This window comes from Rhizobium sp. IBUN, from assembly GCF_000510625.1.
Taxonomy (GTDB): domain Bacteria; phylum Pseudomonadota; class Alphaproteobacteria; order Rhizobiales; family Rhizobiaceae; genus Rhizobium; species Rhizobium altiplani.
The window spans coordinates 270,825-291,849 of sequence record NZ_AZNV01000002.1 but is presented as its reverse complement, the minus strand read 5'-3'; the positions used below and the strand labels follow the sequence as shown (position 1 = coordinate 291,849).

Sequence of the window (21,025 nt, the reverse complement as noted above, 5' to 3'; positions counted from 1 at the left end):
GAGGAAGTAGGGTCAACAAGAACATGGATTGCGTGCGCTAGCCTGCGTGCTCAGCCGCCACCTCAAACACCGCCGCATTATCCTGAACCTCCCGCAGCCCCTTATAGGACGCATGGCGCAGCTTGCCGTCGTGCGTCCAGGCACCGTACTCGATCTCGGCAATCAATGTCGGCTGTACCCATACGAGGTTCTTCCGCCTCCCCTCATATTTTACGGGTGGTGTCTTCTGCTTGATCCGGTCCATCGTCTTTCGAAGGTATTCGGCGCTGCGCTCGTTGAAGCCCGTGCCGACAGAACCGACATAGATCCAATCATCGCCCTTCCGAGCGGCCAGCAACAGGCTACCAATCCCCGATCGCGCCACCGTGGAGTGCTCGTAGCCCACGACTATGAAGCTGTCTGACTGCGTGCACTTGACCTTGATCCACTCGCCGAACCGGCCAGAGCGATAAGGGGCGTCCTTGTACTTCGCAATGATGCCTTCGAGACCATGCTCGCAGGCCGCTTCGAAGATATCGCGCCCGTCGCCATCAATGGTCTGAGATAGACGGATAGCGCCCTGCTCGTTCTTCAGGAGGGATTGGAGGAAATATCGCCGAGACGTCAGTTCCAGGCTGCGGATATCGTGGCCGTCGAAGTATAGCAGGTCGAAGGCGAACATGATGGCGTCGCCGGCAGACAGCTTCCCTCCCCGGCCGCCCAGAGAGTTCTGCAGCTTGCCGAAGTGTGGCCGCCCCTCCTCATCGAGAACGACTGCCTCGCCGTCGAGGATGGCGGTCCCGACGCCGAGATGTTTGGCAGCATCCTCAATACCGGGAAAGCGATGCGTCCAGTCATGCCCGCCGCGGGTGAGAATACGGACTTGGCCGTTGTTCAGGTGGACTGCGATCCGATACCCGTCCCATTTGATTTCATAAAGCCAATCCGGCCCGACTGGCGGTCGCGGCTTTAGCAGCGCAAGGCAAGGCTCAACGCGGTCAGGCATTGGATCAAAGGGAAGTCGCGGCTGCGATGGGTCGCGCGGCTTTCGTGCACGCGAACGAAGCGGCTTTTCGTCTGCCAGGAGAGGCTTGGAAGGCGGTGATTTGGCCATCCGGTGATTAAATAAGGGAAAGCTTACAAAGACAATTAACCCGATATGACGATGGGCGGGGATAGGTGGTTGACCGGGGCTTAACGCCGCGAGCCCCAAGGCCACATATCTCTGCGCTCGGGCGGGAGCAGGAACCAAAATCCTCGACAACATGCGGCTGTCGGCAACCTCTTCAAGGAGAGGCGCTATGCGCATGGCCTATTACCCCCGACTTCATCTGGCATGAACTCCGATACTCCTGCGTAAAATGCCAGAAAAGCGGCTCAACGGCTGCGGCGGATGCCCTCGGCCGCTACGGCAACAAGCCCATGCCGGAACTGCGCTATGACTTTGCCAAGGCTCGCGGCCATAGGCCTCAGTCCTTGAGTGTCTTGGCCGCCGTATCCGCCTCTTGCTGAAGGCGCATGGCCTTTAGCTGCGCGGTCTTCTCATTCCTCGCTCTGACGACGGGGTCGATTTTCGAGTCCATGCCAGTGCGGGAAAGAAATTGTGTCTGGGTCAACCCGAATTCGGCTTCCGCGCGTTCTCGGCTTTTGCTCATCCGTTCATTCATTATTGGATTCCTACGGTTGTGAAGTTATGAAACCACTGTCCTTCCGGCTGCTATTTAAAGTCCGCCAGCGTAAGAACGATCAGGTTTTTGGGTTTTGACGTGTACATGCGCTCGGCCACCCCAAGAATTCTAGCTCGAAGCCTGTCAAATGCCGCGAGACAGTCGCGTTCCGACGTCGCCATCTCGCACGGTCCATTTGCCAATACGTCGATATCGACGAAGAAGCGAATTTCGAACATGCCATCGTGACCGAGGAAGCGAACCCGCCTCGTGGACCCGTCATAGCTTCTGGCTCGGTTGGGAAACACAATTGCCACGGAAGACCTCCCAATCTCCTGGTCGCGAAACAGGCGCTGTCTACGAGGTGCCAACAACTACCTCAGACCCGAGGCTGCTGCATCGGGGCCGCGTTTTTTAAAGCCTTGCGCCTACCAGAAGACACCCTTGAACGTGAGATAGACAATGAACGCGAGGCTTATTGCTGGTGTCGATTTGACGAGAAATTCCAAGTAGCGAAACCGTAGAGCGGCTCGCACGAGATTGTCCTTGGAGAAGAAAATAGAGGCGGAAGACATGCCGTCCTCCTTTGTTGGGGTGGAACGCTTGCTGCGTCCACACCGGGCAGCGCCCGTTTCAGAAGCTGCCTATATTCTACAAGTGGTGTGCCAACAGAACAATTGCAATGCCTATCTGCATTCTTGGTCGGCAAAACGACGGTGCATCTTTAATCATGCTGCGCTATAGGGTGTGAGCCGAATTGACTCGCTATTGTCCTGCCTATGTGACCAACTGCTTATTGCCCGGTCGTAGTTCTGTTCCTGGGATCGACCTCTGAGCTTTTTGGAGTCCGCTTCCACCCCTTAGCGGACTCCTTCTGCGAATGGTGCTAGGGGGGCGCCTATTCGGCCTTTTGGGCCAGCCACTGCTCTTTACTCATTCCGTGCCGTCGGGCTGATCGATGGCGAATGCCAAGCCACACTCGTCGGCCCCATGCGCTGCAAGCGTGCATAAGGGTGCCCGCTTGATGGTGAGGCATTTGTCGCGAGACTGAGCGCGGGCGGAAGGCTTCTGGTCTCGTCAGATGCGGTCCGGTGGTGGATCGAGATCCAAATCGAAGGGTCTTGAATCTCGAAAATCGACAAACCATCTCGTTTTCCGTCCACTTCAACAGAGGAGGAAAACTGAAATGACCGGGAGATTTCATCGGCACGACGAGCCGTTGACGTCGGAGGATCTATCGAAATGCCAAGCTGCCCTTGAGCAGTACTGTCGTCAGAACCACATTGAAGCTGCGTCCGATGAGGGCCAGCGAGCGGCCTCAATCATTATCGAACTCTATCGGCAAGGCATCCACGACGAGCACCAGTTGAAGCTGCTGGTAGACGCTGCGCGCGGATATCGCGCTGGCTGAAACGGAACAAGGCGCTCGTACATACGTTCCCTCGTACAGATCGCGCCAGATCACCCTTCTATGGCGCGACCTTTCCGTCGAAGAACTTGCCCCGCCGGCAACACCGTGCGGGGCTCTTTTATGGGAACATCGATATGCCTAGCTACAATGCGCGGAACAAAGATTGAAGTCGCTCGTTAAGAACGCGGAACGGCATTGCCCCTCCTTGCTGCTCCTACTCAAACTCAAACTGCCCAAGAGCCCCGCTTGGCCTCCACTCCGGCGGGGTCTCTTTTTGTCTAATGGTGGATTGTCGCGGTGTCGCGGGTGGAACCGTTAAGATTTCACGTGCCGCCTCTTGAGCTGGCGCGCACCGAATATTAGATTCGTCTTACGTTGTCGTTGTAAGAAAAGGAGGAAAAAATGACGACGTCAGATGTTCTCTGGAATATCCCTGTTAACGTTCGACTCCAGAATGGCACCGAGAAGTCTTTTCAGAGTGTTCACGACACCTTGGACTTCCTCGAAAATGAATGGCCCACCCCCCGCGGAGCCTATCACGATGCAGCGGTCATTAGCTGTCGAAAGGCCCTCAATCACCAGACGCCACCCGCGGTCAGCAAGGAACTCTTTCTTGCGGCATGTCTAGAGGCTGGCCTTGCGGCTCGAAACACGATGCGACCAGATAGCCATCACTCTTCACCGACAGTTCATCGAAGGCTTATTGCCAGACCGCGTAGTTGATCCGCTGAAATGGCGTGCCTATTCCCGTTTCGCTGTCGACCCCTGCCCCGCTTGTGCCCAGGCGGGGTCATTTTTTCCGCGTAGACCCAAAAAATACGACATTTTACGAATATCTTTTCGGTGCGGGAGAGGTCATCGTGGGCGGGCATCGAACACGGATTTGACGGCCGCGGCGCAGGGTCGAAAGGTCCTTGGCCAAGGGCTGCGTAGAATCGGGCCTTGGCCGAACCCTTCTTCCAACAATACCTGAGTAGCGTGAGACATCTAGAAAACAAAAAAGGCCGGGGCGAAACCGCACCGACCTTCCTCACATCGCTACTCATACCAGTGCCAGTACATCCGTGGTCAAAAGCAGAAAAAGCGATCGCGGCAATTGCGAGCGACAGATGCTTTCCAGCGCTCATTAGCAATGCCGATGGAACCCATATAGGTACCCGCTGCACAAAGCGCAATCGCAATTTTTGGTTTTATAAAATATATCTTATAAAAATAAAACTTGCACAATTTACATTGCATCCGCAGTCGCGCTCAGGCATGCTCATTTCGTCAGCAGCCAATGTTACGGGCGCTGCTGCATCAGGGCTTTCAGCCCTCGCCCCAAATGGAAGGAGGACCGAAAGTGTCTTCCGAACGCGGCTATATCTTACATTCAAAAGACCTCACAATGCTGCAAGACGTCTTAGATGCGGCTGGATACAACTCCGCCAGAAGCGTTGCCCATCCTGAGCGGTACAGCGCTGCAGCGAAGCTGCTTATCGAACGTTTCCAACGCGGTATGACGTCCGCCTACGACCTATCCAAGGAACTGGAAAGGTGTTTTGGCAAACCAATGTCGGCGAAGTCTCCGCCAAGTTTCCAGCGGACGCGCGCCTCCATTCAGGGGCGACCACCCGGTTAAAGCATCCGAGGAACCACAGAACTTCTCCGGCTTTGCGATGTAGCAGGCCGGGATGAAATAAGGCGAGTTAAGATGAGGATTGTTTTGCCACACGCTGGCTGTGATGACCATCCTGGAATGCGGAATCGGAGACATTGTGTCGATACCGGGTTGGGTGATCTTGGTCGTTGAACGAAACCGGGTGCCGCATACCATTGCATCCGCAGACGACGCTCTAGATATGCTTTTTAGGAACTGGCCCGTTACGAACGGCCGCGCCTTCTTCTCGGCACTTGAGGCCTGCGCCGGTACGGTGACGGGCGCAACTACGCAGAAAGACGCGCACTCCGCGTTCCTTGCCGCGGCCCTTGCTGCAAAGGTAATAGTCCGGCTCGCCTAGGCACCGTTCCATTGATGAATACGACTTTTGCGCTAGTGTCTTTCTGTTCTTTGTTTTGGTGCATCCTTCTAGTTGTTCCCCAATTGTGCCCCGCTAGGTCGCGGGGTTCTTTTTTAGGCAGGTTTATCGGACGCGCGGTCCATCCAATCCAGCGGGCGTTGGTGGGCCCCTATTGCGTTTCCAACGCTGCCAAGGGATGTACCGGCAGTTGTTTTTGAGATGCATGCATCGAGGAAGTCCGGGTGACACCCCTCGTTCCGGCCTTTCTTTTTCCGCGACCCTCGTGCGAATAAGGCGTATGATGTGTCGTTGGACCAGATGCACGGCACGGTCCGATTGAGAGACCCCCTCAGCGCTCTTGCCATTATCGGAGGAGCGTTACCATGCAATTCCCCTTCAACAGATTAGATGACATAGAGGTTGAAGTTCTCACCTCCGTTATCAGCGAATGGTGCCGAGCCAACCAAACCGACCCGGAGAGCGAGTGCGCGCGCGCTGTAACCGCCACAGCACTCGACCTGATGGAGGCCGGCTTCAACACCCGCGAAAGCCTGTCGACTGCGCTCGCCAATGCATTGGCGCCTGGCACTGGATCGGAGGCAGGAGGGTCTTTGTGGCGTTGAGATCAGCCTGAAACTGGTGAAGGGTATCGCTCGTCTCGGATACCTGCTTTTGCAGATCGGAAACGTCCCTCGTCAGGCTCACCCAGATCCCGCCTGCCGTAGCATTCAGGGCAGATAAAAATGCGTCGGGTCGCCGAGCGAAGTTGAGTGGAACTGTCGCAAAATGGGTAATGGCGGACGGTAAAGTGGCGTCTTCGATCCCGAACCCGCCGGTGCCGAACGTCCCTGGTCCAGTAGCTTCACCTTTCGCCCGTACCACATTCCGGTTTATCAGATTAGTGACCGTTGGAACATTGCTCGAATTGGTGATGATGCGGGCGCAAAGCATGTCGTCATAGGTGCTGTCGAAGGTCTCGATGGTTTCGGCGAGTGTGGACGGGTTGTAGACCACGCTCGCGAGTCCTTGAGGGCGAAACCGTCGGTCGGACTCCAACGAAGGTGATAGGTCTTGCTCGGATCAGTCGCGAGGTCCGTTTGAACCGACGTGATTGGAAAGATGCCACGGTGCTGGAAAGTCACGCCGGCAGGAATGCGGATCTGACGTGTACAAAGGAAGCTGTTACGACCTCGACAGAACTTCGGCCAGTCTCAGCCTGCGCTAGATGCCCAATGGCGACTTCGGAGACAACGGCAACCTGATCGCCGACATCAACGACCGGCGCCGGATATTCCTTCGGTGCCGGGACCGAATGAATGCCAGGGTCGATCTGGATCACCTCCGCACTGGCGGGCGCGATCGCGATGGCGCACAGCATGACGGCCGCGGCGAGGCAGCCGATGGTTGAAAACCAAATGATCGACGCCTACGTGTTTGGCGCCCGCGATCTCATCGTTTTTCTGGCTTTCATGGTTTTTTGGAGCGGGCTTTCAACGAAGCCGGGAAGCCATGCGATGAGGCGTGTAACTCACGACAACCATCTGCCTTTAGGGTTCCCTGAAACGAAAGGGACCGCCCAAATGCAGACAGCCTCTGACATTCTCAAATTTCTTGGCACGGCGTTCAGGTAGAAGCATCGGGGCAATTCGCCATCGCCGCCATTCTCCTGATAGCTATCGCCGATATTTTTAACCAGCGGACGCCGCGATGAATCGTGGGCCGCAGCGTTCTCGCTGGTCACGAGGTACATTTTTCCTATCGCGGAAGGTGGATGGTCTCCCTGCTGGGCCGCGAGTATTCCCTTTGCCGTTGGCAAGGTCCGACAGATTTCTCTTGCTATTCAGCGGCCAATGACAGCTAGGTCTGTTCTCACGAGGAGACTGCGCAAATGGCCAAGGGTCAGGTACGAGGCAACGAGGAAGCCAGGAAGCCTAAGCAGGACAAGGCCGCTCACAAAAGCGCCCCGCCCACTCTGGGTTCTCAGGTCAAGGACAGCCAAAGCGGCTTTAAGAAGAAATGAGATACGGGAAGGCGATCGACAGCGCGAGCGCTCCCCGTCTCATTGGGTGAACAGCGAATAAATGGGCCCTTAAACTGGCGAAGCGGGTACCTCACCACTTTCGCCGGGGCGGTCTGCAAGTACCATAATCAAAGCATCGCGCTCTGGTCCGAACGGGCGCCGCGTTAAAAACGAACTGAGGGTAGTTGTTGTTTCATGACCGCCCGAAGAGGGGTTCCCTCGATGAACGACGACCTCTGTATCAGTCACCTCGTCGCGGCCCAAAAACCACCGATCACCATTGGTGCTTGAGGCAAATTCTCGTAGATTTTCCAAGTTGACGCTCCTTCTTTGAAGAAGGAACTAGAGCTATACAGCGGGATTGCGACAAAATACTTCGTAACATCTGATTGCAAGCCGAGAAGCAACTTCCCGATCTCTGTCTCGCTGTCTGCGACTCAGAAGGTCGTCATCTCCGAGTAGTCGACGTGGACCTCTCCGATCTCCTCGCCCCGCTCGTCGTTGATCTTCTCAAAACCGTCCTCAGAGTCATCCTTTTACCAGGCTATTGGCGTAAGCGGCCAAAACGTAGACCCGGAAGCGTGGTGATGGTCCCTGTCGCCCTGCCGCAATACACCTCATTCAAGAAACTAGCGAGCGGTGCGACCGGCTATTACTGGACCTGCCCTACAATCTATCGCAAAGCCGATTGCCCACGTCGTCTCCCCAACTATGTCCGAACAAGACATAGAAGCTCTGGTCGATCATCTGTCACAGAACCCTGATGCAGGAGGGTTTTACCGATCGCAGTAGGAGAATGACAATGAGCAAGAAGGTATTCGATCAAATCGCAGAGGGCTTGAATGAGGCTTTGGCCGTTGCTCGCGACGAAGCCGAACCTTACAAGCTCCATGTGCCGGCCGAGATCGATGTCAAGGCCATACGTGTGCGCACGGGTCTGACGCAGAAAGATTTCGCGTCGACGTACTCAAGCAGTGGGAACAGGGCCGTTCGCGGCCTGTGCAGGCGATGAGGGCATATCTCCTTCTGATCAATTCTGAGCCGCACAAGATGGTTCAGGCTCTCAGGGAGATCAATATCGCATCGCACGACGTCCCTATGAGACGCGCTGCCTGCTGAGTAAGCTGGGCAATACACAACCAATTAGGAACGAGTCATACCCCGCCTCCTGGCGGGGTATTTGTTTTAAGGCCGATAGCGACTTTTCGCTCTTCCCGTTGGCTCGTCGATCTTGCTGGACAACACCTCTACTCGGGTAGCGATCTTGTTGATGGTGTCGAGGACCTTATCCAGCTTGCCGCCGAAGGACTCAACGACGCGATCAATCCGCTTGTTTGAGCGATGCTGGTCTTGTTCTCGCTGACCTTGTCAAGCATTTGAGACTGCTGGTACTGAAGCGGAGCAATCTGGGTATTCATCCCGTCCATGGTCACTTGGTAGATCTTCTCACGCTCCTTGCGATCGTGAGCTTCGCGGTCGAACCGGTCTGCAAGCTCGCGCTGAGTTTGCTTCAGATCGTGCACGGTGTTGTTAAGATTGGCCCATACCACGCCGATACCCGCCGCGTTCACCATGTATGCCAATGGTGAGAACAACGGCAGAACCAAGGATGACAACCAAGGCCCGCCAGTCGAAGCCAGAGAAGGCAGCAAGACCGAACGAACCGCCACCGAATGCCGTGCTAGCCCAGCCGAGGATGTTGGATTTCTTCCTTGTCCACCGCGACCGGTACAGTCTCCTTCTCCTCGACGACAGGAGCCGCGGAGAATGCCGCCATCTTCGTCGAGACACTTGGGAGGGCCAGAAGGGCTCTATGCAGTGTCGCGCCGAATGCTGCCTTACCACGGGCCCTACGCCACGACGGCCTGGGCAAGACTATCAGACCCTGGCGAACGGCTTGACTATATCCTCCTCGAACATCCGGAGGCCTCTAGAGGCCTCCGTTCCTGTCGTTCGAGGCTCCTTGTATGCAGATGGGAGGGCAGGCTCCTGCAGCCGAAGCCCGGGCCCAGGCCTGTCCCGGCATGCCCTCCCAAGGACGCCTTCAACACGTTCACATCGGCGGCACGATACCGTGGGTGCCGACAACGACGCGAAGAGTGGACATCGAGCCGTCGGCAGCCCGTTCTGACGGAATGAACACTGTTGCACCGCTCTTGATGTCGCTCTCGGTCGCCGGAGCGAAGGTGACGACGGGCGTGCCGTCCGGGATGGAGATTTTCTTCTCACCGCCCTTGTACTTTACCGTCACGGTTCGGCTGTCGACCGATTTGACCGCATCGGCCACGGTCGCGTTGGTCATCGAACTGTTCGGCTTCAGGTCCCAGGCATAACTGCCCTCGCCGGTGCCTTTCATGGCGGCAGGGAATATCAGCACTTCGAGTGCGCCATCACCACCGTCGGCGGTGGGCAGGGACGCGATGCCGACAAAATCGCCTGGCTTGATGTCGTCAATCGACGCCTTGGCGACACTCGAAACCTTCCAGCCATCCTTGAGCATGATCTTGGCATCGGTGCCTTCGCGTGTCTTCACCGACAGCGTGCTGCCCTCGAGGCTTTCGACCGTGCCACGGACGCGGATCGGGTCCGCAGCCTTTGCCGAAAAGCCCACGGTGACAGCCATCAACGCGCCTGCAAGCAACGCAAAGCCGGTTTTGGAAATGGGGGACATCTGCTCTTCCTTCTTGAAACCCTGACATCGAAACGACCGGCGGATGCGGGTTGAAACCGTCGGCTTCCTCGAGGCGCTGCCATCAGGCCGGCCCCGCGAACATCAAATTCCGGCGTACCATTCGTAGCCGCGGTCTTCCCAGAAACCCCCATTGCCGCCATAAAGACCAGACAGATCGGCAAGCGCCTCGATGCGCATGAGGTATTTTGCATGCTTGTAACCGAGCTGACGCTCGACCCGGAGCCTGAGCGGCGCGCCATGCGGTACCTCGAGGTCCCGGCCATTCATCGCATAGGCGAGGATGGTTTGCGGATGGAAGGCATCGACGAGATCGATGCTCTCGTAATACCAGCCGCTGTTGTCGAGTGTTTTCTCGTATTCGTCGGCGCAATGGAAAACGATATAGCGCGCCTCTGGCTTCAGGCCGACCTGATGCAACAGGGCGCCGAGCGGAACGCCGGTCCACTGGCCGATGGCGCTCCAGCCCTCGACGCAGTCGTGCCGGGTGATCTGGGTTTTCGACGGCATCGCTTTCAATGCGGCGAGCGAGAAAGCCGCCGGACGCTCGACCAGACCGCCGACCTGCAGCTGCCACGTCTGGAACCTCCGGCCGAGCAGCTCCTGATATTGCGCCCCGTCCGGCATGCTCGTGCCATTGGCTCGAAAGGTCGGCGAGATGTCCGCCATGGTGAATTCCCGCGCGAGTGTATCATCTCCGATCAGCAGGCGTTGCGTGCGCATCGTCAGGCCCTCGGCGATCTTCAGGACCGACTGCACTTTCGGGTTTTCGACCAACATGTCGCAGCCGCTGAGACCAAGCGCCGATGCGCCAAGCGTCGAGCCAATCAGAAATCGGCGGCGGGTTATGAGGCGGCTCATGGCTTTGGCTCCGTCTGGATGGCGTAGCGACCGGTGATCATCGAACGCATGTTGTTAAAGACGCCGGACACCAGAACCATCGCAACGTGGACGACAACGAAGGCAACGAGTGAGCTGGCGGTAATGAAATGCAGCGTCCGGGCCGACTGACGACCGCCAAAAAGATCGATGAGCCATGGTGCGAAAGCATCGAACCCCGGTGACATGGAGAGGCCCGTTGCAATCATCAGCGGCAGAGCCACGAAGATTACCAGCAGATAGGTCAGCTTCTGAAGGACATTGTAGCGGCGGGCTTTTTCGCCCCTGGGGAAACGCAGTCGGGCATGGTCGACAATCTCCTGAGCCAGATGCGCGGGCGCCAGTTCGTCGGTCGTCGGCAACAGGTCGCGGCGGAAATGGCGGGTAAGAAGACCGTAACCCAGGTAGACCAGGCCGTTGACGACGAACAGCCATGCAAAGAAAAAGTGCCACCGGCGCCCGGTTGCGAGATCCTGGTAGCTCGGGAGCGTGATCCAGGCGGGGAACCCGCGCGCCGTGGGTTCGCCATCGACATTCGATACCCCGAGCGTTCCGGTGGTGTCGAAGGAAAGCCCGCCGACGCGAGTGACACCCCGGATGGCATCCCCCTCTTCCACCGCCTCGAGGGAGAGGAAGGATGGATCGCTGTCAGCACCATATTGCCCCCAGTAAAGGGCCGGATGGGCATTGAAGATCTGCAGCCCGCTGAACAGCAGGACCGTCATGCACAACACGTTAAGCCAGTGCGACAGGCGCACAGTCAGGCTGTGGCGACGGATCAGCCTTCGTCCGCTCGTCATGCCAAGATCAGCAGTTTCCATTGATCGCGTCCTCACAGCAGTCGTCATCTTGCTATACGGCGCCACCCCCGCCGGAGTTTCACCGGCAAAGGCGCCACCTGATCACTTCATCGCATCGCAGCTCTTCATCATTTCGGTCTTCTTCATGCTGTCCTTCTCCATGCCGGCCTTGTGCATGCAGTCGGCCTTGCTCATGCCCATCTTCATGCTGTCTGTTTTCATGGAGCCGGTCTTCATGCTGTCCATTTTCATCGTGTCGGACTTCTTCATCGTGTCCGTGCCCGTCTGTGCGCTGGTCCCGCCAGCGGCAAGGAAAAGACCGAGAAAGACCGTGCCTGCAGTGACGGCGAAAGGACGAATGCTCATGCTGGTTCTCCCAGGTTGCGTGGTCGCCGCAGGATGCGACGACGGTCACATCGGCTCCTTCGTCCGCAGCGCTGACCGGTTACAGGCATCACGGTCATGTGATCGTGAAATTTCTATCGCTTCAGTTTTCTCGCTTTTCCATTCGCCCGCGTGTAACGGTTTCCTCATCCGGCCGTATGAGTGCTCATAGACATGAAGCAATTGACCGAGCCCGAGCTGAAAGCCCTGATGCTCTTGTCCCTCGATGGCGACGAGGCGGCATATCGCTGTCTGCTCGAGATGCTGCGGCATCTGCTTGCAAGCTACTACACGCGACGGCTCTACCGCTCAGCCTCGGCCGACGTTGAGGACCTTGTCCAGGAAACACTGCTCGCCCTGCATCAACGCAGGATCACCTATGATCGGGGCAGGCCGTTCACGGCATGGTTCTTCACCATCGCGCGCCACAAGCTGGTGGATCACCACCGCAGGACGGGTGGACGTTCCTATCTCGGACTGGAGATGGTCGAAGACATGGTGGACGCCTATAGCGAGGATGCGATCGCCGCGGGCATGGATATCGACCGGCTACTGAAAAGCCTGCCGGCATGGCAGGGCGAGATGATCCGGGATGTAAGGCTCAAAGGACATTCCGTCGCCGAAACTGCGGCAAGCAGCGGGCGCAGCGAAGCCACGGTCAAGATCAGTGTGTTCCGCGGCATACAGGCAATGGCGGCGAAATTGAAAGGCGAAGGTAAGTGACGACCGATGACCTCATCAACGCTTTGGCAAGAGACCTGCGGCCGGTTTCGCCGGGTGCGCTCGGGCGGCTGCTGGCATTGGCTCTGGCGCCTGGTCTTGTGCTGTCGGCGGCCCTGATATTCTTTGCGCATGGCTTGAGGCCCGACCTGTCGACAGCGCTTCATCTGCCGGCCTTCTGGGTCAAGTCCTTCTATCCGCTGTTGCTGGCGCTAACCGGCATCGGCGCGCTGATGATCGTCGCTCGACCGGGTGGCGTTCCACGCAGCTGCGGTATTGCCGCTCTTATCATCTACCTGATCCTGGTCGCACTTGGCCTGTGGCAATTACATGCATCTCCGGCAAGCGACTATCCGGCATTGATATTCGGCATTTCCTCCTGGTTTTGCCCGATAATCATCCTTGGTGCGGCCCTTCCGGTCTTCGCCGCCAATATCTGGTTCCTGCGCCGCGCGGCCCCGACCCATCTTCGTCTGGCGGGATTTGTCGCCGGCATCACGGCTGGGGCCGTCGGTGCCTGGACCTATTCCTGGGGCTGCATCGAAAACGGACTGCCTTTCGTAGCGCTCTGGTACACGCTCGGCATCGTCCTGTGCGGTATCCTCGGCGCGTTGACATCGCGGTCGCTACTGCGCTGGTAAGCCAAGGCAGACTGGAGGTTTAGGAAACTTCTTAGTGCGATGGAACCGGCGAGAAGCAATCGCGCGGGGGCTTAACAGGAATTCGAAGGCTCCAGATCGGCCCCGGGCAAGCGCTGCACCGCTATTCCTGCGTCTGTGTGTGCGGCGAAGGAAAACTGCCGCAACTTAATCCCGGCCTTTGAGCGAGACATGGCCCAAAAGCAAAAAGCCTGCCGCGGGAGGAGGTGCGGCAGGCTTTTCGAAAAGAACCGAACAGCGACTGGGAGGAGGAGTGTCGCTGTTCCTTCAGACGTCCCTGGGAGGAGATTGGCCGTCTGAAACTCGAAGCTTTGCGGGAGGAGGTGCATTGCTTCGACAGCTCCAACACTACATCGTTCGGCGGCAGTTTCCATGTCTTATGTTGCACTGCAGCTATGCAAATAGTGCAAGCTGGTAAGACTGGCGATGAGTACACGGCCTGAACCGACCTCGGCTATCGCGACCGACGCAAAAACGCCCGCGTTACCAGCGGGCGTCGGGCAGTCTTGGAGATGGAAGGTGTGCGCGGTCAGCGGGCGACCGCTGCGCGGGCAACGCTGCGGATGTCGGCGCGGTCGATGCCAAGGTCCTGCAGTTCGCGGCTGGACATACGGCCGAGTTCGTTAACAGTCTGACGGAACTTGCGCCAGTTGTTGAAAGAGCGTGCTACGTTCATGATAATCCCCTTTCCTGAGGGCTAATGACGTCAGCAACCTTGCTTGGCTCCGGCGTCGTTTCGATGGTTGAGATATAGGTGGTTCAATCGGTTTAAAGCAGTGACAATACCTCACCTCACCTATGCGTGTGATGCATAGGATGATCTTTCGCTTTCAGAATATGCTTGGTTTTTAACCCCATGGGCGAGCCCGTTTCGCTGGAAGACGCCAGGCACGATGGTCGCTTTTTCAGGCCGCCGAGCCAGCTGGCAAATATGCCTGCTGCCCATTAAAGAGGCTGCGCGCCCTGATCGACTGTCCTCGGCTCCTCATGCCAATCTCGGTTCGCAAAATCGGTGGAAGTGATCCTGTGGGAGTGCTCGAAGGGCGCTCCTTGGACCACGCCGGAGGCTCCCGCTGTCCGCTGACGAGGTCAGCGATCTTCGTGGACATGAAGCCTGGTTGAATTGCCCTGGCGGTGACCGGCTACGGCGCGGTTTTCTCCTCCAGGACATACCGGAAGTCACAATGTGTCGCGCCTTGCATGATGGTCTGCGTTCGAGACATTTTGATGCGGGCATCGTAGCCTTTGCAGAAGACGGCATCCCGGTTACAGGACAGGAGATGGCCTATGTGGCCGAGCCCCATCTCGCGGTAGGTTTCGGCATAACGACAGCGCAGGACGTTGTAGTCAAACACCTTGTCATCCGCCCGCACGACCTCGATTTCAAGCGCGTCATCTTGCGTCCAAAGGCTTTGCAGCGCCTGAAACGTCAACAGACTGGTGCCTTCCTCCGTCGCGTCTGCGAATTCACGGGCGGCCCGCATCGCCGCCTTGCTTACAGCCGCATCGATGATCGCCTGTGCCTCCGCTTCGCCCAGCCGCTGCCTCAACTCATCATAGATCGGCGCGATAATGGCCGCTTCGATCTTGCGCCGCTGGAGGATGCCCATTGGTTTTGGCGCTTCTGCAGTCGCTGGGTCCGGGCAACTTGTCTCTTCATTTGGAAAATCCGACATGCCGGGTGCCCTTTGCTTCGTCTGTCTAGGGTGGTGGGCGCAACCTTGCCACACGCTGCCAATCACGTTCAAGGCTCGATGTGGCAGTCAGGGCAGCGTCGAGCGCTGTACGTGGCAATGAATGTGCGCGGTTTCGCCATCGGTTCTGTAAAGCGCTGCGCGCGATTTCCGCGGCAACGACAAAAATTCAAGACGGAGCGATTGCCGATGCCGTCCGCGGTGCCGTCATGACCAAGGCCTACCTCGCCGTCAAGCTCTTGCAAGTGCTTGCAAATCTTGACGCGACGGTGCTCTCCTGGTTTGGCTGCCCCTTCCCCCGATGATACTGAAATTACTCGAGTGATGGTATCAAGGGCAGTTTTCGGGCGTCAGCGTCAGATGAGGTGGGAAAGGAGCAGGCTCATCGCAGCTTCAGGCCGCAAATGGCGTATGGCGGACCTGCGGCAGACTACATCCGCGTTTGAAGCCCGAGCACGAACTTCCGGAGCACCGCCGTCGCGGTGTTTGGCTCGGCCTACTCGCAAATAATACTCTGCTAATATGATGTGGCCTGCGCCAGAAACCCATGTTAGGTTTTTGCGAGAAGCAACGGAGCAGGACATGGGCATCTTCGATAATGTGATTTCCGGGCTGACTGCGCTTGAGGCAAGCATCGCAGCGATCAACGCGAAGCCGCTTCTGGTCGATGCGCAATCGATTCCATCGCGGATAAGCCTGCGAAGTCGGTCGCGGTCGAATCCCGGCAAGGGCGGAAAACGCAAGCGAGCTTCGTCAAAGAAGCCCGCCGAGGCCCGTCGCTCCGATTAGATCTGGCCAGCCCAGGTGTTTGCCTGACGGCAGTTCGAGCACTTACCCAAAGTGTACCCATGTCGTGTACGCATGTCGTTTGCCCTCGCTATTTTGATCTATAACGAGGCGCGTAAAGCGAGTAGATTTCCGATACATGGGCATCCTCGACGTTGGTGATCGTTCGTATCGGCAGTCTATCCGCGATTGGCTTCGTCGCCTCGAAACGAGCGATGACGCCAAGGCGATGGCGGTGCAGGCTGCTTTTATGGCTGTCGACATAGCCATCCTCGCGTTTTTCGTCCTCGGGCCCTATCTGCGAACGGGACCGTCATACCTGATCATCGATTACGCGATTGCGGCGTGGATCATTCTCGAGATGGTGGCGCGCGCAGTCGCAGCCCCCTCAGTCGGCGCATGGGTCGTTCGACCGATGACATGGGTCGACCTGATCATTCTGGCGACCCTGCTCTTCCCGTCCCTTCTCTTCAATTTCGCCTTCCTCCGGGTCATGCGCCTCTGGGCGCTCGGCCGTAGCCCCCTTCTTCTGGCAGGATTGCGTCGGATTGGTTGCAGCGAATTCGTTGAGGTTCTGCGCGCGATCCTGAACTTCCTGGTCTTCCTCTTCCTGATCACGGGATTCGTTTACACGTCGTTCTTCTACGACAGAAATGGTGAGGAAGGATTCGTCGACGCCCTCTATTTCACGGTCGCCACTGTCACAACGACCGGCTTCGGCGACATCACGCTGCCCGGAACCCTCGGAAAGCTCACGTCGGTGGTCACCATGATCGTCGGCGTCTCGCTTTTTGTACGGCTGGCGCAGGCGGTCGTGCGTCCGCACAAAGTCACGTTCCCGTGCCCCAGATGCGGCCTGCAGCGGCACGATACCGATGCCGTGCACTGCAAGGCCTGTGGGGAGGTGCTGAATATCCCCGACGAAGGAAACTGAAGGGACTTACCGATGGCAGGGTTTCGAGGCGGATTTCGACCCCGGGGCGACATGCGGGCGATGAGTGTCCGAGAAAGGACGAGACGAGGTCAGTCCGAGGCGATCTCGATCGAGGAGAGAAGCGTTGAGCGGGCGGTCTTCAGATGCTCGGCGCAGGCATGCCGCGCCTGTTTGAGGTCGCCACTCTGAAGGGCAGCGATATAGGCCAGATGTTCCTCGACCGCGACGTGATTGCGCTGTCGCTCGTCTTTCTTGCTCCATTGATAGTGATAGTGGAAAATGACCGACATCACGCCCTGGATGTTGATGAAGAACCGGTTGGGGGCGACGCCGTGGACCAGCTTATGGAACCGGTGGTCGAGATCGGAGAAATCGCGGTAGCGCCAGCTGATTTCGGCCAGCATCTCCCGATGCTCCTGTTCGAGGAACGCAAGCGTGCGCCATGCGGCATGGTCTGGCGGTAGCGCCATGAAGCGCTCCACTGCCCGGATTTCCATGAATTCGCGCATGTCGAAAAGCTCGGCCACGAAGTCCACCGTCAAACCGAGGGCCTTCCAGCGTCCGCTACTCTGCCGCTCCAGCAGGCCGAAATGGCTGAACGTGTTGAGGCATTCGCGGATGGCAGACGTGGAGACCCCAAACTGGCGGGCTAGATCGAGCGCATTGATGCTCTGGCCAGGACTGCAATCGGGCCCCACCATCCAGGTCATGAACTTGCGCTCCACGATCTCCGCGAGGGGCCCGAGATCAGTGCCTGCCTGATAGTCCTTGGCGCACGGCAGGCGCAAGAGCACTTTGGAGCGCCCGTCGAGCGCGACGATACCGCAGCTCGAAAGCTCCGCGAGCACGGCGCGCAGCGTCGTCCGGCTGACGCCGAGTTCGGCCGCCAGGACCGGCTCAGACGCCAGCTTTGATCCCGGCGACTTGCGTGCGAGTACGTCAAGACATTGATTGAGCGTCCGTTTGTAAAGCGTGTTCGTCTTCATGCCGCCCCCCCGACGCTTTGTCTTTTACAATGATTTTTTTATAAAAAAAACAGATTGCCCGCCCAAATAATGTCTTTTATACAAAAAAAACAGACTAGCTGTGTGGAAGGAGGAGTTCATGCACGCGGACAATGGATGCGAAGCGCATCCTCACACCCTTTTCTGTTGCTGTCCTCTACTGGGCACCGGCCGCCTCCCGGTGTTCGGCCTATGACGGGGCTCATCCTTCAATTCGGCACGAGCCGCTTCCTTCAGGCGCATGTGGATCTGTTCCTGCACGAGGCACGGGAAGCAGGTCAGGACGTGCCATCGGTCGTCATCGTGCAGACCTCGGGCTCTGCCGAGCGGGCCGGTCGGCTTGCGGCCTTTTCCGATCCGGCGGGCTTTCCTGTCGTTCTTCGCGGCCTTGAGAACGGCATGGCCACCGAGCGTCGCGTGGCGGTGAAAAGCGTATCGCGCGGCCTTTCGACCGCCGGCGGCTGGGCCGAGATCGTCGATCTCTTCGCTCACGAAGCCGATTTTGTGGTCTCCAACACCGGTGACTCAGGCTATGCGGTCGCTCCCGGCGAGGCGTCCACCGGCCTTTTTGCTGACACGCCGCTTGTGTCGTTTCCCGGCAAGCTCCTTCAGCTTCTCCATGCCCGCTGGCAGCGCGGCGGGCGTCCGCTGACGGTGCTGCCCTGCGAACTCGTCAACCGCAACGGACCGGCGCTAAGGGCCATTGTCTGCGACCTTGCGGCGACGGCCAGCGCCTCAGCGGATTTCCTGAGGTTCCTCGACCAGGAGGTGGTTTTCGCCAACACCCTCGTCGATCGCATCGTCTCCGAGCCGCTGCAGCCCGCGGGCGCGGTGGCTGAGCCTTATGCGCTCTGGGCGATCGAGCGGACGCCGGGCCTGCGCCTGCCCTGCACGCATCCGTCCATCGTGCTGACGGACGACCTCGAACCCTACGAGCGGCTCAAGCTGCATATTCTCAATCTCGGCCACAGCGTCCTCGCCGATATCTGGCAGCGCGACGGACGTCCGGAGCATGAGACCGTTCGTGCCATCCTGGCAGACCCTGCCGTCAACACCCGCCTCGACGCGATCTATCGCGGCGAGGTCTTGCCCGGATTCTCCGCACGCGGGATGGAGGATGCGGCGCGCGCCTATGTCGCCACCACCATGGACCGCTTCCGCAATCCCTATCTCGACCACCGCATCGCCGACATCGCTGGCAATCACGCGCTGAAGGTCGAACGGCGTATCGCGGCCTTCCTCGACTGGGCCGGTACGCCAGCGCCGGTTCTTTCCTCGATCGTTTCCCGGCAGAAGGCGACGGCATGAGCTATACATTCGACTTTTCCGCCCTCCTGCCGTACTGGCCGGTGTTCCTGCAGGGGGTCTGGCTTACGCTGAAGCTTTCTGCGCTCGCAACAGTCCTGGGTTTCGTTGTCGGCACGCTCTGCGCCATCGCGCGGGCGGACGGTCCTTCCTGGCTGAAATTTCTGGTAGCGGTCTACGTCGAGACGATACGCAACACACCGCTGCTGGTGCAGATCTTCCTGGTCTATTTTGGCTTCGCCTCGATGGGCTTGAAGGTATCGGCGAACACGGCAGCCGTCGCAGCCCTTGTTGTCAATGTCGGTGCCTATACCTGCGAGATCGTGCGGGCGGGCCTCGAATCCATTCACAAGTCCCAGTTGGAAGCCGCCGAATGTCTTGGGCTGACGCGCACCCAGACCTATTGGCACGTCATCGTGCGTCCTGCGATCGAGCGTGTCTATCCGGCACTGACCAGCCAGTACGTACTGCTGATGCTCGCCTCGTCGATCACATCACAAATTTCCGCCGAGGAACTGACGGCTGTGGCAAACCGCATCCAGTCTGACACGTTCCGCTCCTTCGAGACCTATATCGTCACGGGCGCTCTATACATCGCCTTGTCCTTCGTGGTGCGGGTAGCCTTCATCTTGTTCGGCCTCGTTATTTTCCCCCGTCGGCGCAAGCTGGGCACGGCCATCTGAGGAAGGAACAGGAGATGTCGCTCACGCCCGTCCACATCGAATTCATCGCCGTCGGGGTGCTCTGGACCATCGGTCTTTCAGCAATCGGCTTCATCGGGGGTTCCGTCCTGGGCTTTTCCATGGCGCTCGCCCGGATTTCGCCAAGCCCGCTGCTGCGGCGACTTGCCAGCGGCTATATCCAGATCGTGCAGGGCACACCGCTGCTCGTCACGCTCTTCCTCTTCTATTTCGGCCTTGCCGTCATCGGCCTCGATAGCCTGCCGGCCATTGTCGCCGCCGGCCTTGGCCTTGTCATCTACTCTTCTGCCTTCCTTGCGGAAATCTGGCGCGGCTGCCTGGAATCTGTGCCGAAGACCCAGTGGGAGGCGGCCGAATGCCTGGCGCTCAGCCGCTGGCAACGCATGACCCGGGTGATCCTTCCGCAGGCCATGCGCATCGCCACGGCGCCGACCGTCGGCTTCCTCGTGCAGATCGTCAAGAACACCTCGCTGGCCTCGGTTGTCGGCTTCGTCGAACTCGCCCAGGCCGGCAAGCTTGTCAACAACACGATCTTTGAGCCTTTCACGGTGTTCATCGTCGTCGCCGCCTTCTACTTCGCCATCTGCTACCCGCTCTCGGCCTGGAGCCGCAGCCTTGAAAGGAAACTCAATGTCGGCCGTCGTTAGCCTCAGCAACGTGCACAAAAGCTTCGGGGCCGTGAAGGTCCTGAAGGGGGTCAGTTTCGATATCGGTGCCAGCGAAGTGATCGCGGTGATCGGTGCTTCGGGCTCAGGCAAGTCGACTGCGCTACGCTGTGTCAACGCACTCGAGACCATCGACAGCGGTGAGATCCTCGTTTGCGGCCACAAGGTCCACGACGCTGCACTCGATCGGCGGGCGCTGCGTCGCGACGTCGGCATCGTCTTTCAGAGCTATAACCTCTTCCCGCATCTGACGGTGGCACAAAACATCATGCTCGCGCCTTCCTGCGTGAAGAACATGGGCAAGGCTGAAGCGCGCGCGCTTGCCGAGCAGGTGCTGGCGAAGGTCGGCCTCCTGGAGAAGGCCGACAATTACCCCGAGCAACTTTCCGGCGGCCAGCAGCAGCGCGTCGCCATCGCCCGTTCGCTCGCCATGCAACCGAAGCTGATGCTCTTCGATGAGGTGACCTCGGCACTCGACCCGCAGCTCACCGGCGAGGTGCTTCGCGTCATGGAGGATCTCGCCCGCGCGGGCATGAGCATGATCCTCGTCACCCACGAAATGGCCTTCGCCCGCAAGGTGGCGAGCAAGGTGATCTTCATGCACCAGGGCAAGGTTTGGGAAACAGGCCCCGGCGCGATGCTGGATAATCCGCAGACCAAGGAACTAAGCGAGTTCCTGAGCAACGGCCTCTAATTCGATCGAAATGTCTCAAGGAGGAGATTAAATG

General features: G+C 58.5%; 27 protein-coding genes. 14 read left to right on the top strand and 13 right to left on the bottom strand.

The features are described 5' to 3' along the window. Nucleotides 1-37: 37 nt before the first annotated feature. The 4 genes from ligD to RHIBUN_RS36745 all read right to left on the bottom strand — a co-directional run bounded on the left by ligD (nt 38) and on the right by RHIBUN_RS36745 (nt 2,221). Nucleotides 38-1,093, bottom strand: coding sequence for a non-homologous end-joining DNA ligase (gene ligD, locus RHIBUN_RS0103480; RefSeq protein ID WP_025658463.1), 1,056 nt, complete (start codon nt 1,091-1,093; stop codon nt 38-40). 355 nt (nt 1,094-1,448) lie between these two features. After that, nucleotides 1,449-1,634 carry a hypothetical protein gene (locus tag RHIBUN_RS0103475; RefSeq protein WP_245271622.1) on the bottom strand — a complete coding sequence of 62 codons (186 nt, stop codon included), beginning with the start codon at nt 1,632-1,634 and terminating at the stop codon, nt 1,449-1,451. 62 nt (nt 1,635-1,696) lie between these two features. Beyond that, entirely contained in the window at nt 1,697-1,963 is a 267-nt protein-coding gene (locus RHIBUN_RS0103470) for a DUF1488 domain-containing protein (protein ID WP_025658461.1), read from the bottom strand. A 111-nt stretch (nt 1,964-2,074) separates the two neighbouring features. Then, nucleotides 2,075-2,221, bottom strand: coding sequence for a hypothetical protein (locus RHIBUN_RS36745; RefSeq protein WP_198021127.1), 147 nt, complete (start codon nt 2,219-2,221; stop codon nt 2,075-2,077). A gap of 611 nt (nt 2,222-2,832) precedes the next feature. Here RHIBUN_RS36745 and RHIBUN_RS0103460 point away from each other — a divergent pair. From RHIBUN_RS0103460 to RHIBUN_RS0103455, 3 genes are all read left to right on the top strand, one after another. Then, entirely contained in the window at nt 2,833-3,057 is a 225-nt protein-coding gene (locus RHIBUN_RS0103460; RefSeq protein ID WP_025658460.1) for a hypothetical protein, read from the top strand. Between the two features lie 402 nt (nt 3,058-3,459). Next, a complete protein-coding gene (locus tag RHIBUN_RS35090; protein WP_084659626.1) occupies nt 3,460-3,780 on the top strand; it encodes a DUF982 domain-containing protein in 321 nt (106 codons plus the stop codon). A 1,001-nt stretch (nt 3,781-4,781) separates the two neighbouring features. After that, entirely contained in the window at nt 4,782-5,057 is a 276-nt protein-coding gene (locus RHIBUN_RS0103455; protein ID WP_051420028.1) for a DUF982 domain-containing protein, read from the top strand. 534 nt (nt 5,058-5,591) lie between these two features. Here RHIBUN_RS0103455 and RHIBUN_RS36280 read toward each other — a convergent pair. Then, nucleotides 5,592-6,071 (bottom strand): hypothetical protein, encoded by a 480-nt coding sequence (locus RHIBUN_RS36280; protein ID WP_025658458.1) that lies wholly within the window; start codon nt 6,069-6,071, stop codon nt 5,592-5,594. Nucleotides 6,072-6,373: 302 nt separating this feature from the next. Here RHIBUN_RS36280 and RHIBUN_RS0103440 point away from each other — a divergent pair, with 302 nt between their 5' ends. The 3 genes from RHIBUN_RS0103440 (at nt 6,374) to RHIBUN_RS33060 (ending at nt 8,089) form a co-directional block, all read left to right on the top strand. Then, entirely contained in the window at nt 6,374-6,688 is a 315-nt protein-coding gene (locus RHIBUN_RS0103440) for a hypothetical protein (RefSeq protein ID WP_156932668.1), read from the top strand. Nucleotides 6,689-6,945: 257 nt separating this feature from the next. Beyond that, nucleotides 6,946-7,077, top strand: coding sequence for a hypothetical protein (locus tag RHIBUN_RS37875; protein ID WP_280949561.1), 132 nt, complete (start codon nt 6,946-6,948; stop codon nt 7,075-7,077). 802 nt (nt 7,078-7,879) lie between these two features. Continuing rightward, on the top strand, nt 7,880-8,089 hold the full coding sequence (locus RHIBUN_RS33060; protein ID WP_245271621.1) for a hypothetical protein: 210 nt from the start codon (nt 7,880-7,882) through the stop codon (nt 8,087-8,089). Between the two features lie 235 nt (nt 8,090-8,324). On the opposite strand, the gene RHIBUN_RS0103425 is transcribed toward RHIBUN_RS33060, so the two are convergent. From RHIBUN_RS0103425 to RHIBUN_RS0103405, 5 genes are all read right to left on the bottom strand, one after another. Further along, nucleotides 8,325-8,747 (bottom strand): hypothetical protein, encoded by a 423-nt coding sequence (locus RHIBUN_RS0103425; protein WP_156932667.1) that lies wholly within the window; start codon nt 8,745-8,747, stop codon nt 8,325-8,327. Nucleotides 8,748-9,130: 383 nt separating this feature from the next. Continuing rightward, on the bottom strand, nt 9,131-9,700 hold the full coding sequence (locus RHIBUN_RS0103420) for a hypothetical protein (protein WP_245271628.1): 570 nt from the start codon (nt 9,698-9,700) through the stop codon (nt 9,131-9,133). 150 nt (nt 9,701-9,850) lie between these two features. Next, the gene (locus tag RHIBUN_RS0103415) at nt 9,851-10,627 is read right to left on the bottom strand and encodes a molybdopterin-binding protein (protein ID WP_025658453.1); all 777 of its coding nucleotides are present in this window, start codon (nt 10,625-10,627) and stop codon (nt 9,851-9,853) included. Beyond that, entirely contained in the window at nt 10,624-11,466 is an 843-nt protein-coding gene (locus RHIBUN_RS0103410) for a cytochrome b/b6 domain-containing protein (RefSeq protein WP_025658452.1), read from the bottom strand. The genes RHIBUN_RS0103415 and RHIBUN_RS0103410 overlap by 4 nt, the downstream gene beginning before the upstream one ends. Nucleotides 11,467-11,547: 81 nt before the next feature. After that, nucleotides 11,548-11,811 carry a hypothetical protein gene (locus RHIBUN_RS0103405; RefSeq protein ID WP_025658451.1) on the bottom strand — a complete coding sequence of 88 codons (264 nt, stop codon included), beginning with the start codon at nt 11,809-11,811 and terminating at the stop codon, nt 11,548-11,550. 192 nt (nt 11,812-12,003) lie between these two features. On the opposite strand from RHIBUN_RS0103405, the gene RHIBUN_RS0103400 reads away from it, so the two are divergent. Together RHIBUN_RS0103400 and RHIBUN_RS0103395 are read left to right on the top strand one after the other, a co-directional pair. Then, a complete protein-coding gene (locus RHIBUN_RS0103400; RefSeq protein WP_025658450.1) occupies nt 12,004-12,552 on the top strand; it encodes a sigma-70 family RNA polymerase sigma factor in 549 nt (182 codons plus the stop codon). Further along, nucleotides 12,549-13,190 carry a DUF1109 domain-containing protein gene (locus tag RHIBUN_RS0103395; protein WP_025658449.1) on the top strand — a complete coding sequence of 214 codons (642 nt, stop codon included), beginning with the start codon at nt 12,549-12,551 and terminating at the stop codon, nt 13,188-13,190. The genes RHIBUN_RS0103400 and RHIBUN_RS0103395 overlap by 4 nt, the downstream gene beginning before the upstream one ends. A gap of 547 nt (nt 13,191-13,737) precedes the next feature. On the opposite strand, the gene RHIBUN_RS35075 is transcribed toward RHIBUN_RS0103395, so the two are convergent. After that, complete coding sequence (locus tag RHIBUN_RS35075; protein ID WP_018855572.1) at nt 13,738-13,884, bottom strand: DUF1127 domain-containing protein; 147 nt, start codon at nt 13,882-13,884, stop codon at nt 13,738-13,740. Nucleotides 13,885-14,350: 466 nt separating this feature from the next. Then, the gene (locus RHIBUN_RS0103380) at nt 14,351-14,818 is read right to left on the bottom strand and encodes an L-2-amino-thiazoline-4-carboxylic acid hydrolase (protein ID WP_025658447.1); all 468 of its coding nucleotides are present in this window, start codon (nt 14,816-14,818) and stop codon (nt 14,351-14,353) included. Between the two features lie 666 nt (nt 14,819-15,484). Between RHIBUN_RS0103380 and RHIBUN_RS0103370 the strand changes: the two genes are divergently transcribed. Further along, nucleotides 15,485-15,691, top strand: a complete 207-nt coding sequence (locus tag RHIBUN_RS0103370; RefSeq protein WP_025658446.1) for a hypothetical protein — start codon at nt 15,485-15,487, stop codon at nt 15,689-15,691. A 136-nt stretch (nt 15,692-15,827) separates the two neighbouring features. Beyond that, a complete protein-coding gene (locus tag RHIBUN_RS0103365) occupies nt 15,828-16,622 on the top strand; it encodes an ion channel (protein WP_018855569.1) in 795 nt (264 codons plus the stop codon). Nucleotides 16,623-16,711: 89 nt separating this feature from the next. On the opposite strand, the gene RHIBUN_RS0103360 is transcribed toward RHIBUN_RS0103365, so the two are convergent. Then, a complete protein-coding gene (locus RHIBUN_RS0103360; protein WP_025658445.1) occupies nt 16,712-17,608 on the bottom strand; it encodes a GntR family transcriptional regulator in 897 nt (298 codons plus the stop codon). Between the two features lie 210 nt (nt 17,609-17,818). On the opposite strand from RHIBUN_RS0103360, the gene RHIBUN_RS0103355 reads away from it, so the two are divergent. From RHIBUN_RS0103355 to RHIBUN_RS0103340, 4 genes are read left to right on the top strand one after another with little or no spacing between them, the layout of a single operon-like run. Further along, entirely contained in the window at nt 17,819-18,934 is a 1,116-nt protein-coding gene (locus tag RHIBUN_RS0103355) for a D-mannonate oxidoreductase (protein ID WP_025658444.1), read from the top strand. Beyond that, nucleotides 18,931-19,614, top strand: a complete 684-nt coding sequence (locus RHIBUN_RS0103350; protein WP_025658443.1) for an amino acid ABC transporter permease — start codon at nt 18,931-18,933, stop codon at nt 19,612-19,614. Before RHIBUN_RS0103355 ends, RHIBUN_RS0103350 begins: the two co-directional genes overlap by 4 nt. Before the next feature lie 14 nt (nt 19,615-19,628). Beyond that, the gene (locus tag RHIBUN_RS0103345; protein WP_025658442.1) at nt 19,629-20,279 is read left to right on the top strand and encodes an amino acid ABC transporter permease; all 651 of its coding nucleotides are present in this window, start codon (nt 19,629-19,631) and stop codon (nt 20,277-20,279) included. Then, nucleotides 20,263-20,991, top strand: coding sequence for an amino acid ABC transporter ATP-binding protein (locus RHIBUN_RS0103340; RefSeq protein ID WP_025658441.1), 729 nt, complete (start codon nt 20,263-20,265; stop codon nt 20,989-20,991). The genes RHIBUN_RS0103345 and RHIBUN_RS0103340 overlap by 17 nt, the downstream gene beginning before the upstream one ends. Nucleotides 20,992-21,025 lie beyond the last annotated feature (34 nt).